The 11,983-nt window shown below is 67.7% G+C and carries 8 protein-coding genes; 2 read left to right on the top strand and 6 right to left on the bottom strand.

Translation table 11 applies throughout. The annotated features are described in order from the left end of the window. Positions 1-43: 43 nt before the first annotated feature. Positions 44-802, bottom strand: a complete 759-nt coding sequence (locus tag HH110_RS05475; protein ID WP_176988717.1) for an SDR family NAD(P)-dependent oxidoreductase — start codon at positions 800-802, stop codon at positions 44-46. Positions 803-1,010: 208 nt separating this feature from the next. Between HH110_RS05475 and HH110_RS05470 the strand changes: the two genes are divergently transcribed. Next, entirely contained in the window at positions 1,011-2,105 is a 1,095-nt protein-coding gene (locus HH110_RS05470; protein ID WP_176988716.1) for an alkene reductase, read from the top strand. Between the two features lie 11 nt (positions 2,106-2,116). On the opposite strand, the gene HH110_RS05465 is transcribed toward HH110_RS05470, so the two are convergent. The 4 genes from HH110_RS05465 to HH110_RS05450 form a co-directional block, all read right to left on the bottom strand. Further along, positions 2,117-3,979 (bottom strand): hypothetical protein, encoded by a 1,863-nt coding sequence (locus HH110_RS05465; RefSeq protein ID WP_176988715.1) that lies wholly within the window; start codon positions 3,977-3,979, stop codon positions 2,117-2,119. A 131-nt stretch (positions 3,980-4,110) separates the two neighbouring features. Continuing rightward, positions 4,111-6,006, bottom strand: coding sequence for a CocE/NonD family hydrolase (locus tag HH110_RS05460; RefSeq protein ID WP_176988714.1), 1,896 nt, complete (start codon positions 6,004-6,006; stop codon positions 4,111-4,113). A 98-nt stretch (positions 6,007-6,104) separates the two neighbouring features. After that, a complete protein-coding gene (locus tag HH110_RS05455) occupies positions 6,105-6,500 on the bottom strand; it encodes a DUF4440 domain-containing protein (RefSeq protein WP_176988713.1) in 396 nt (131 codons plus the stop codon). Then, on the bottom strand, positions 6,497-7,852 hold the full coding sequence (locus HH110_RS05450) for an MFS transporter (protein WP_176988712.1): 1,356 nt from the start codon (positions 7,850-7,852) through the stop codon (positions 6,497-6,499). The genes HH110_RS05455 and HH110_RS05450 overlap by 4 nt, the downstream gene beginning before the upstream one ends. Positions 7,853-7,956: 104 nt before the next feature. On the opposite strand from HH110_RS05450, the gene HH110_RS05445 reads away from it, so the two are divergent. Further along, a complete protein-coding gene (locus tag HH110_RS05445) occupies positions 7,957-8,853 on the top strand; it encodes a LysR family transcriptional regulator (protein WP_176988711.1) in 897 nt (298 codons plus the stop codon). Between the two features lie 138 nt (positions 8,854-8,991). Here HH110_RS05445 and HH110_RS05440 read toward each other — a convergent pair whose 3' ends face one another. Further along, positions 8,992-11,811, bottom strand: a complete 2,820-nt coding sequence (locus HH110_RS05440) for a beta-glucosidase (RefSeq protein ID WP_176988710.1) — start codon at positions 11,809-11,811, stop codon at positions 8,992-8,994. Positions 11,812-11,983 lie beyond the last annotated feature (172 nt).

The raw sequence follows: 11,983 nt of genomic DNA, 5'->3' as shown, positions 1-11,983 counted from the left end.
GTGAAGCCAACGGCAGGCCAGGGTGAGCCTGCCGCCGCAGGGCTTACTGCGCCAGGTAACCGCCATCGATGGCGTAGTACGTGCCGGTCGCAAAGCCTGCATCGGCGCTGGCCAGCCAGGCCACCAGCGCGGCGACTTCTTCCGGTTTGCCCAGGCGCCCCAGCGCATGTTTGCTTTCCAGTGCCTGCTTCACCTTCGGGTCCATCTTGTCCAGCAGCGGCGTGGCAATGAAGCCGGGGCCGACCGCGTTGATGCGGATGCTGTCCGCGGCGTGTTCCCACGCGGCCGTCTGGGTCAATCCGACCACACCGTGCTTGGCCGCGACATAGGCCGCTGAATTGTTGAACCCGACCTGGCCGAGGATGGAGGCCATGTTGATGATGCTGCCGCCCTTGCCCGCGCTGCGCATCGCCTGGATCTGTGCGCGTTGGCACAGGAACACGCTGGTGAGATTGACGTCGATGACGTTCTTCCAGCCCTCCACGGGATAGTCGCCACTGGTGGCCGACGGCCCGCCGATGCCAGCGTTGTTCACCGCGATGTCCAGGCCGCCAAGCTCCTGCACCGTCCGCTTCACCGCGGCCTCCACCGCCTGCTCGTCGGTGACGTTCAACGCGATGCCGATCGACTTCACGCCTTTCCTGCGCAGCGCCTCGGCTGTCTTTTCGACAGCGTCGGCCTTGAGATCCCAGACCGCCACCGCCGCGCCGGAATCGGCCAGCAGCTCGGCCACTGCCAGGCCGATGCCCGAGACGCCGCCGGTGACGATGGCGACCTTTCCCTTGAGCTGATAATCAATCATCGCGTTGTTCCTCGTGTTGGAAAAAGGCTGCGGGCCGTGCCTGCCCATGCATCGACCATACGCCGCGAAAACGTTACAGAACGTGCACAGCGTGCTACGCAACAATCCTTCCCATCGCTGCAACGCACCCGGGCCTATGCTCGGGGTCGTACGTCCACCTCCCATCTTTCATCCGCCAATGGCGGCAGCCCTCCCCCAAGGTAAACCCATGACAGAGTCCAGTGACGGCCAGTTGTTCTCCCCCACCCGTCTGGGGGCCATCGACGTCGCCAACCGCGTCGCAATGGCACCGCTGACGCGCAACCGCGCGATCCACGACCGCATCCCCAATCCGCTTGCGATCCAGTATTACGAGCAGCGCGCCAGCGCCGGCCTGATCATCGCCGAGGCCACCCAGATCAGCCCGATGGGCCAGGGCTACCTCGACACCCCCGGCATATACAGCCAGGCGCAGATCGACGCCTGGAAAAAGGTCACCGATGCGGTGCATGCACGCGGCGGCAAGATCGTGCTGCAGCTGTGGCACGTCGGCCGCATCTCGCACACCAGCCTGCTGCCCGAGGGCGAAGTCCCGGTCGCACCGAGTGCACTGCGTGCCAACACCAAGACGTTCACCGCCAACGGGTTTGAAGATGTCTCCGAGCCGCGTGCCCTGCGCCTGGACGAGATTCCCGGCCTGATCCAGGACTTCCGGCAGGCCGCGCGCAACGCGATCACCGCCGGCTTCGACGGCGTGGAAGTGCATGCCGCCAACGGCTACCTGATCGACCAGTTCCTCCGCGATGGCAGCAACCAGCGCACCGACGAATACGGTGGCAGCATCGAGAACCGCACCCGCCTGCTCGATGAAGTGGTCCGTGCGATCGCCTCGGAAATCGGCGCGGAACGCACCGGTGTGCGCCTGTCGCCGGTAACCCCGGCCAACGATGCCGCCGACTCCAATCCGCAGCCGTTGTTCGAACGCGCCGTCGAACGCCTGGATGCCATCGGCCCGCTCGCCTTCATCCATGTGATCGAAGGGGCGACCGGTGGTCCACGCGACAACATCGCCTTCGACTATGCCGCCCTGCGCGCCAAGTTCACCGGTGCCTGGATCGCCAACAACGGCTATGACCAGGCACGTGCGGAAGCAGCGGTCGCGTCGGGCTATGCGGACATGATCGCCTTCGGTCGGCCGTATATCGCCAATCCGGATCTGGTCGAGCGCTTCCGTCTGGGCGTGGCGTTGTCCGATCTGGACCAGGACACGCTGTACGGCGGCGGTGCGCACGGCTACACCGATTACCCCAGCGTTTCCGGCTGATCCGCGGGCCGTTACCGGGCGCGCATCGCATCGGTCACATCGCCGCCGGCAAGCACCGGCAGCAGCGCCCGGGGCAGCTTGCAGGGGCGCGTGGGCACACTGTCCACGCGCCACCCCCGCCCGAGCAGGACGCCCTTCCCCTTCGAGGGCGGGCCATTACCGGGCGCCGGACAGCTGATGTCACTGAGCAGCACCTGTCCGTTGCGATCCAGCCATTGCTGGACAAAGTACTCACCATCGGCAAAGCGCATCGTCCCGAGATTCAACTGCGTCAGCGGCTGACTTTCCACGTCGCCCTGCCAGGTGGACTGCAGTTCCACACCACTGAACAGCAGGCGTCGTCGCAGCAGCACCTGGTGGTTGGCATCCAGCAGGACCAGTTCCTCATCGCCCCCGTCCAGATAGCGGCGCGTCCAGGTGCGGTCCGTGCCCCAGGGCAGGATATCGAAGCTCTCTGGCGGCACCGGTTCGCTGCCATCGGCCAGCATCATGCCCAGCTTCCCGTCCCGGCGGAATACCACGCGGTCAGCGTCCATGCGCACCACACCTTCGAAGGGACGACCCACGATGCGGCCATGCGCGAGGTTGTACAGGTGGTTGACGCCGGCGCCCTGCTCCCGGAGCAACAGCAACGGCGGGGTGACGTGGTTTTCGTCGATGGCCATCTCGGCAGGCACCGTGTAGGCCGTGCGGCCATCCCACCACAGCCGGGGTGAGGACTCGTCGCCGAACCTTCCCAGCAATCCGCTGCCAACGGCATCCAATCGGGTCACGCCTGAGGGAGCGAAGATCACCTTGCCATCGCAGTCCAGTACCGCTGCGGTCTCGGTATCGGTGGGATGGCGCACGCGCCATGGCGGTGCCTGCCGCTGTTCGGCATCGGGCTCGTCCAGCACCACTGCCAGTGCGGCCGGGGCGGCGGTGGGCGGGTGGGTGCCCTCCTTGTCCAACACCTGCCAGCGGCCACCGCAGTAGTCCAGGCGGACGTTGCCGCGCTGTGCGGCAAAGTGTCCATCGGCCATCAGCCAGCCGGGCTCGGGCGTGTCGTCGGCGCTGCCGGTAGCGTGCCGGTGGACCTGCTCGGGCCAGTCACGCCGCCCTGCGGTGCCGCCGTACTGTCGGTAGCGGGGATACAGGCCATCCTGCTGGTAGCGCGCGATGTCGGTCGCCCTGCCCTGTGCATCCACGCGCCGCCACAGCTCGCCCTGACGCAGCCACCAGCCACCGTCGCTGACCGGCAGCAGTGCGTCGATATCATCGGAGAACAGCGTCGTGCCGTCTTCATCCAGCACGTTGCAGTGCTCAGGCACCTGGACACTGCAGGCCACATACACAGGGCGGCCGGCGAACGGTCCGGCGACCCACTGGAACTGGCGCTCGTCCAGTTCCATGACCGGGCGCCCGTGCAGGTCATGGAAGCGAAGCGGACCATGTCGGGGATTCCACAGCACGCGATCGGGCGCCGCCAATGGCACCCACTCGCCATCGTTCAGTGCCGGCAGGCGCACCTGGCCCAGCGCATCGACCACGCCCCAACCGCCGGTGGGTTCTCCGTCCGGCTTGATGAACGCCTTCCACAACGGATCCCCGGGGGCGGTCTGGCGCAGCACGAACCGTTCCTGGTACTCGGTGTAGCCGCGGTCCTCGCGCAGCAGCCGGCCTGCATCGTCGTACCACTGTTGCGGCGTGGACGTGTGCTGCGCGCGCATCCAACGGTCAGCAGACAGGCGCTGCATGCGCGCGCCATTGGGCGGTACCAGCAGGCGGCCATCGACGGACACCAGCGCCTCGGCGCCGAAGCTGTTGCCCAGCACAGTGAACGACTGCGCCTGCGCGCCGCCTGCCAGCGACACCAGCGCGGCTACAACGAACATCCTCTTCATCGGTCACATCGTACAAAGCGGAGCTGCACGCTACCGCCTGTCCAAGGACGATGCAATGCAACCGGCGCGACCCCGCACGCGGCGTGCCAGCGCAGCCGCGTGGCGAAGCAGGCCGTGTCCGCTCAGTACACCGGCAAAGAAATGAAGCTGGCCTGCTGCGGCGCGTGCCAGATCTGCTGCGTCGCCTTCTGGTAATCGCCCGGCTTGGCCAAGTAGATGTTCGGCACGAACGTCTGCGGATTGCGGTCATACAGCGGGAACAGGCTGGACTGCACCTGCACCATGACCCGATGACCTGGCTGGAACACATGGTTCGCGGTCGGCAGACCGAACGTGTAGTCCAGGACCTGATTGCTCGCGATCGCCTTCGGATCGCTGAAGCTCTCGCGGTACCGGCCACGGAAGATCGCCATCGAGACCGACAGCTCGTAGCCGCCCATCTCGGGCGTCGACGGCGTCTGGTCCGGATACACATCGATCAGCTTCACCACCCAATCGCTGTCGCTGCCGCTCGTCGCCGCCTGCAGATTGACCTGCGGCGCACCACCGATCCGCAGCGGTTCGGTCAAGGGCTCACTGACGAACGTCAGCACGTCCGGCCGGCCGTCCACGAAGCGCTGATCCTTCACCAGCCAGCTGGTCCACATATCGCGGTCGGCGAACCGCACCGGGCGCGGCACGAACGGCACCGGCTTGGCCGGATCGGACACATAGGCTTCGAACGTGGCCTCCCCCGCCTGCGGTGCCTCGAAGGACAGCTTGCCGCCCGCGCGCAGGTACAGCGGCCTGGACTGCGCCACGCTGCGCGGCCACTGCTGCAGCTTGTCCCAATGGTTCTCGCCGGTGTTGTAGATCAGCACCGGCGGTGTCTGCGCCTTGGGCGCGCCATCGACCAGGTACTGATCGAAGAACGGCTTGAGCACATCGCGGCGGAACTGCAGCGCGGTATCGCCGTCGAACTTCAACGGCCCCAGGCTGCTGCCGTCATAGTTGACCTGGCTGTGCCGCCACGGGCCCATCACCAGATAGTTCAGCGTGTTGCCGGTGTCGCGCGGCTCCATCGCCGCATAGCTGTGCACCGCGCCCCACATGTCTTCCTGGTCCCACAGGCCCTGCAGCCACATCGTGGGCACCTTCAGTTCGGTCTTGGCCATGCGCGCGTCCAGCGCCTGCTCCTGCCAGAACGCGTCGTAGCCCGGATGCTCGATCAGCTTGTGCCACCACGGCAGCTGGTCCAGCCCGTTGGCCTTGGCGTAGTCGCCCGCCGAGCCGGCGCGCAGGAAGGTCGTGTAATCGTCGTAGCCCACGCTGGGGATCGACGGCCCCTTGCCGCGCTTGGCCAGCTGCCCGGTGAAGTAGCCGAAGTTGACCTGCCGGAACGCCCCGTAGTTGAGCCAGTCGTCGCCCATCCAGCCATCGATCATCGGGCTCTGCGGCGCGGCGACCTTCAACGCCGGGTGCGGGTTGGTCAGCGCCATCACCACGGTGAAGCCCTCGTAGGATGAGCCCAGCATGCCGACCTTGCCGTTACTCTCGGGCACGTGCTTGACCAGCCAGTCGATGGTGTCCCACGCGTCGGTGGCGTGGTCGACCTTGGTGTTGTTGAGCGGCCCGCGCAGTGGCCGGGTCATCACGTAATCGCCCTCGGAGCCGTACTTGCCACGGATGTCCTGGAACACCCGGATGTACCCGCCATCGACGAACACCTCGTCGCCCTGCGGCAGGATGTCGCGCATGTTCGGCGAATCCATGCGCTTGGCGCGGTTGGCGGCATCGTAAGGCGTGCGGGTCAGCAGGATCGGCGCGTTCCTGGCGCCCTTGGGCACCACGATCACCGTGTAGAGTTTCGTTCCGTCACGCATCGGCACCATCACCACGCGCTTGTCGTAGTTGTCCTGCGCCGTGGGCGTCACGAAGCCCTTGGCGGGAATGTCCGGGGTCATCGGCGAGGTCTGCGCCGACACACTGGCCGCAACCATCAGGCTCAACAGCGCAACTGGCACTACACGCACACGCATGGGGCTCTCCCGGCAGTGATGGCAACTCCCGCAGCCTAGCGCTGCGGGCGCTGCCCCGGTAGATGCCGATCGGCCTGTTCCGTGGCCATTTCGCGCATTCAGCTGCCAACCACCGTTTCATGCAAAGCCTGCCAGGCCAGCGTGCCGTCAGCGCTGTCCACCAGAATGGCCAAGGCTTCGCGGCCATGGCCCGCGCCACCGGCCTCGCTCTGGTCTTCGCGGTAGCGCACCGCGCAGGCGTTGGCACCCAACGGCAGATACTGCAACGCATCGACGGTGATCTGCAGGCCTGGCCGGCTGCCATGGGCCGATCCGAAGAAGCCTGCCAGCGCCGGCTTGTCCAGGCGCACGCCCCGGATGCCGACCATGCTGAAGTCGTCGTTGAAACGGGCGAGCAGCGCGTCCAGTGCAGCCACCGGCGCGCGGCCGGTGAACCAGTCTTCGATCAGCACATGCAGGTCATGGATTTCGGTGAAGGCACGCGTGTCATTCATGGGGAGGTTCTCAAGGAAAGGGAGGACGCCGGCAGGCGCCACAACAGCAGGATCGGCAGCAGGCTCATGCCGGCCGCCAGCATCAGGGTGAGCGTGAATGCCTGTGCCGGCAGGACGGCGGAGAGCAGCGCCAGGACGCAGGCCAGCAGTGCGGCAGCCAGGCAGAAGCTGAGCTGGCGGTTGAGGTTCCACAGCGCGCTGCCCGGCAGCAGCTCCGCATCCGCCAGGCCCTGGAAGGCGAGCGTCTGCGCACTGCTGCTGCACAGGCTGCCACCCAGCCCCATCAGCGCGAACGCCAGCACCGGCAACCACGGGTGGCCGGCCTGCACGCCGATCAGCAGCGCGATGCCGAGCGCCTGACATCCCATGCCGAAGCTCAGGAGTGGGCGCGCGCCGATGCGTGGCAGCCAGTGCCGGGTGGTGGCAATCGCGCAGGCCGAGGCGATCGCCCACGGCAACATGAAGCCACCGATGGCGGCGGCCCCGTAGCCTTGCCGATGCAGCAGCAGCGTCGCCACCAGCTGGGTGCCGATGAAGGTGCCGGGCACCAGCAGATAGACCAGCATCGCCAACCGCAGTGAGGCATGCCGCAGCAGCGACCACTGCAGCACCGGCTGATCGGTCCGACGCGCACTGCGGGCGTAGAGGAACAGCACCACGGCGGCGGCAACCAGCAGCCCGGCGCCCACCGGCCGCTGGCCCGGTTCGGCGATCAGGCTCAGCGCGACCAGCAGCACGCTCAGCCCCACCGAGCCCAGCAGCAGCCCGCGCCGGTCCAGCGCTGGCGCGGACAGCGGCGCACCCGGACGCACCCAGCAGGCCGCCAGCGCCAGGGCCACCACGGCCAGCGGCACACTGACCAGCAGCACGCCCCGCCACGAGCCCCACTCCACCAGCACGCCCCCCAGGGTCGGCGACAGCGCCGGCACCAGCAGCGCGACGGCCATGATGCGGGCGGTCAGGCGTGCGCGGTCGGCCGGCGGGCATTCGCGATAGGCCATCGCCTGCCCGACCGGAATCAACAGGCCCCCACCCAGCCCCTGCAGCAGGCGCCAGCCGATCAGCCACTCGATGCTGGGGGCGGTGCCTGCCAGCACCGCGCCCAGGGTGAACAGCGCCAGCGACACGCACAGCAGCCGGCGCTCACCCAGGCGTGCCGCGAGCCAGCTGCCGAGCGGAATGACCAGGGTCAGGCCGAGCATGTAGGCGTTGCCGATCCACGCCAGCTGCGGCACGGAGGCCTGCAGGTCGGTCGCGATGGCCGGATAGGCGACCGTGCCGATGAACATGTTCACCAGGTCCAGCGAGAATCCCAGCAGGTACAACGTTTCCACTCTCGCCCGGTAGGTCATGGCGCGCTCCGATTGCAAGGCGGCAGCATGCGCGTTGCCAGTGGCTGGATATACGGGCAATCGAGTGCAAGACTGTCAAACCATTTTTGACAGACACGGCAGCCATGGTCAGCCTGGACCGCTTCGAAACCTTCAAGGCGATTGTCGATGCCGGCAGCCTGACCGCGGCCGCGGAGCGCCTCGGCCAGAGCCGGGCCGTGGTGAGCTTCAATCTCAAGCGGCTGGAGCAGGAACTGGGCGTGACCCTGCTGGTGCGCAATACCCGCAGCCTGGCGTTGACCGAGGCCGGCGAACGCTTCTACCAGCACTGTACCGCCCTGCTGGCGACTGCCGAGCTGGCGATCGAGGAGGCCCGCAGTGAACAGCTCCAGTTGCGTGGCACGCTGCGGCTGACCACCACGCCGGAGTATGCGATCGCCCGGGTCGTGCCGGTGCTGGAATCGTTCCGCGCCCTGCATCCCGAGCTGCGCCTGCACCTGTCGACCTCACCGGCGCCGGCGGACCTGATCCCCGAGCGGTTCGATCTGGCGATCCGGCTGGGGCGCCTGCAGGACTCGCAGCTGCGCGCGACCCTGCTGGACGAGCACGCGCTGTGCGCGGTCGCCTCACCCTCGTTGTTGTCCACGTTGCCCGACGATGCGGCACGCGACGATCCGGACTGGATCCGCACGCTGCCACGGTTGGGGTATCCGCGCCTGGCGGACCTGCCGCTGGTGGCCCCCGATGGGAGCACCGCGCTGTTTGCCTGCAACCCCGCCCATGCGGTGGTCACGGTCGACAACGCCTCCACGCTGCGCGCCTTCGCGCTGGCCGGGGCCGGCGCGACCGTGTTGCCGCAGTGGTTGATCGATGACGATCTGGCGCAGGGCCGGCTGCTGCCGATCCTGCGCCACCATCGGTTCCCGCGCCAGGGCGTGTATGCGGTGTTTCCGAACACCGCCCAGCCCTCGCGCCGGGTCCGGCTGCTGCTGGCGCACCTGCGCGAGCACCTGCCGGGGTGACCGGTGGCACGACCAACGGTCGTGGCCTGCCCGTCAGAACGTTGGCACGACCAACGGTCGTGCCCTACCCCGTAACGCGCCTCGGGTCCGATCCGCGGTAGGTACCGACCGTTGGTCGGTACCGGCGCGTCCGTCAGCTCAGCGGACGACCTGCTCGGCCAGCTCCAGCGGCACGCGCTGCACCGGTGCGTTGGCCGCGCGCGACAGCTGCACTTCGTACTGCCCACCGGCGATCTTCCACTGCTTGTCGGCGGTGTCGAAGCTGGCCAGCGTCTTCGGCTCGGCTTCGATGCGGATACGGCGGCTTTCGCCCGGCTGCAGCGTCACCTTCTGGAAGCCGATCAGGCGGATCGGCGTGGTGCTGCCCTGCGGCAGCTGCAGGTACAGCTGCGGCACGTCCGCACCGGCGACCTTGCCGGTGTTGCGCACGTCCACGCTGGCGACCACACGCTGGCCTTCCACCACCACCTGCAGGTTGTCGTAGCCGAAGCTGGTGTAGGACAGGCCATGGCCGAACGCGTACTGCGGAGTCAGGCCCTTGGCGGCGAACCACTTGTAGCCGACGTTGGCGCCTTCGATGTCGTAATCGATGGTGTCATCCGGCTTGTTCTTCGGGTTGAAGCCCAGGCCGTTGACGTGCGGGCGCGGCAGCTGGCTGACATCCACCGGCCAGGTCACCGGCAGGCGGCCGGACGGATTGACCTTGCCGGTCAGCAGCGCGGCGATGCCTTCGCCACCGCGGATGCCCGGGTACCAGGCCTGCAGGATGGCCGGTACCTGCTGCAGCCACGGGAGCTCGACCGGGCCATTGGTTTCCAGCACCACCACGGTCTTCGGGTTGGCCTTGGCCACCCCGGCGATCAGCTTGTCCTGGTTGTCCGGCAGCTGCATGTGCGGCAGATCGACCGACTCGGCCGACCACTGCGTGGCGAACACGATGGCCACATCGGCGGCAGCGGCAGCGCGCGCGGCGGCAGCCACGTCACGGCCATCCACGTAATCGATGCGGGCATCCGGACGTTCGGCACGCAGCGCTTCCAGCGGCGAGGACGGGTGGAAGATCACCGGGCCCGGCCAGGTGGTCGGCATCACACCCGGCACCGCATTGGTGCCGCGCGCGGTCCAGCCCACCATCGAGGAACCGCCGCCACCGATCACGCCCTTGTCGGCATGGCCACCGATGATGACGATGCGCTGCACGTCCTTGCCCAGCGGCAGCAGGTCACCGGCATTGCGCAGCAGCACGCTGCCTTCTTCGACGGTGCGCTGCGCGGCGTGGAAGCCGGCGTCGTCGTCGATCGGCTCATGCACCGGCGGTAGGTCGAAATTGCCGTGCGCGAACATGGTGCGCAGGATGCGGCTCACCATGTCGTCCAGGCGCGCCTGCGGCACCACGCCACCGGCCACGGCCAGGCGCAGCGGTTCGTCGAAGTAGACCGCCTTGTCGAACACTTCACCGGCCGACTGCTGGTCCAGGCCGGCCAGCGCCGCCTTGGAGCCGCTGTGCACGCCGCCCCAGTCGGACATCACGAAACCGGGGAACTTCCATTCCTGCTTGAGCACCTCGTTCATGAGGTAATCGTGTTCGCAGCCGTAGGTGCCGTTGATGCGGTTGTACGAGCACATCGCCGAACCGGGCTTGCCGATGTCGATGGCGATTTCGAAGGCCAGCAGGTCCGACTCGCGCATCGCCTGTTCGCCGATCTCGGCGCTGTGGAAATTACGCGAGGTCTCCATGTCGTTGAGCGCGAAGTGCTTCATCGTGGAGATCACGTGCTGGCTCTGCACGCCGCGGATCGATTCGCCGACCAGCACACCGGCCAGCAGGGGATCTTCACCGGCGTATTCGAAGTTGCGGCCATTGCGCGGGTCGCGCTGCAGGTTGACGCTGCCGGCCAGCAGAATGTTGAAGCGCTGCTGCCAGGCTTCACGGCCCATGGTGGCGCCACCGGCGAAGGCGATATCCGGGTTCCAGCTCGATGCGGTGGACGGACCGGACGGCATCGCGGTGGCGTGGTCGCCCTTGCGCAGGCCACCCGGGTTGGTCACGCCGACGCCGGCATCGGCCGACTGCTGCGAAGGAATGCCCAGGCGCGGCACGCCCGGCACGAAACCGGCCGAACCGACCGCGCCTTCCGGCAGCGGACCGCCGTCCTTGCCCAGCCCGAAGTAGCTGTGCAGCATCTGGAACTTCTCGTCCACGGTCATCTGCGCGAGCAGGGCCTTGGCACGGGCATCGGCGTTCAGGGCGGTGTCCATCCACGGCGTCTCGCCACCGACCGGCGCGGCATAGCCCAGGGTCAGCAGCGTGGCCGCGGTGGTGCCCTTCCTGCCGTCATGGGTGCGCAGCTTGATCGGGGCCGAGCTGGCCGACTGGAAGCCGTCACTGAAGTAGCTCTCGTTGGCTTCCAGCGCCACGCGCGACGGATCGAAGCCGGCGGTGGTGGCCGCATCGGCGCTGACCGCGCCCAGCAGCACGGCCGGTGCGCCCAGGCGCGAACGGGTGACCAGCGGCGGCAGTGCGGCGGCATCGGCAGCGCTGGTGTACAGCGCGACGACGTGGCGGCCATCGTTGAGGCGCAGGTAATTCAGCGACGGCTGTTCGGTGCCCGACTCGGCTTCGATCGGCAGGCGGGTCAGCACGACGCTGCCGGTCTGCTGCGCGGCGGCAGGATCGGCGGTCACGAAACGATAGTGGTAGCCCAGCGCGTCGGCCAGGCCCTGCAGCGGGTCCACGCGGTCGGCGCGGCGTTCGACGTTGCGCACGGTCAGGGCATCGACCTGCAGCTGCTCCAGCTGCGCGGCGACCACGGCCGCATCCAGCTCACCCGGGGTCTGTTCCAGGGTCAGCACGGTGAACGCGTCGGTGGTGGCAACCGGGGCGGCAGCCCAGGCGGAAGCGCTCAGCGAGAGCGCGATGGCGGCCGTCAGGGCCAGGGGCTTTGAAATCGTTTTCATGAGCGGACGAAACACCTTTGCTTGCGCAATAAATCCAGGGAGTCTTGCCGCAGAAGGGTGCAGCGCCATGTCGGCGGGAACCACGCGCAGGCGCGCGGAACCGTTTACAACGCAAGGCGATGACGGCTACGTCCAGGCCCCTCCGCCCGTCGTGACAGCCGCACCACCCGGG

The organism is Stenotrophomonas sp. SAM-B, from assembly GCF_013387485.1.
GTDB lineage: Bacteria > Pseudomonadota > Gammaproteobacteria > Xanthomonadales > Xanthomonadaceae > Stenotrophomonas > Stenotrophomonas maltophilia_AA.
This window is presented reverse-complemented; position numbering and strand designations above follow the sequence as displayed.

Coding starts and splice junctions, on each gene's coding strand:
- HH110_RS05470 (WP_176988716.1), top strand. CDS start 1,011: ATGACAGAGTCCAGTGACGGCCAGTTGTTCTCCCCCACCCGTCTGGGG.
- HH110_RS05465 (WP_176988715.1), bottom strand. CDS start 3,979: ATGTTCGTTGTAGCCGCGCTGGTGTCGCTGGCAGGCGGCGCGCAGGCG.
- HH110_RS05455 (WP_176988713.1), bottom strand. CDS start 6,500: ATGAATGACACGCGTGCCTTCACCGAAATCCATGACCTGCATGTGCTG.
- HH110_RS05475 (WP_176988717.1), bottom strand. CDS start 802: ATGATTGATTATCAGCTCAAGGGAAAGGTCGCCATCGTCACCGGCGGC.
- HH110_RS05440 (WP_176988710.1), bottom strand. CDS start 11,811: ATGAAAACGATTTCAAAGCCCCTGGCCCTGACGGCCGCCATCGCGCTC.
- HH110_RS05450 (WP_176988712.1), bottom strand. CDS start 7,852: ATGACCTACCGGGCGAGAGTGGAAACGTTGTACCTGCTGGGATTCTCG.
- HH110_RS05460 (WP_176988714.1), bottom strand. CDS start 6,006: ATGCGTGTGCGTGTAGTGCCAGTTGCGCTGTTGAGCCTGATGGTTGCG.
- HH110_RS05445 (WP_176988711.1), top strand. CDS start 7,957: ATGGTCAGCCTGGACCGCTTCGAAACCTTCAAGGCGATTGTCGATGCC.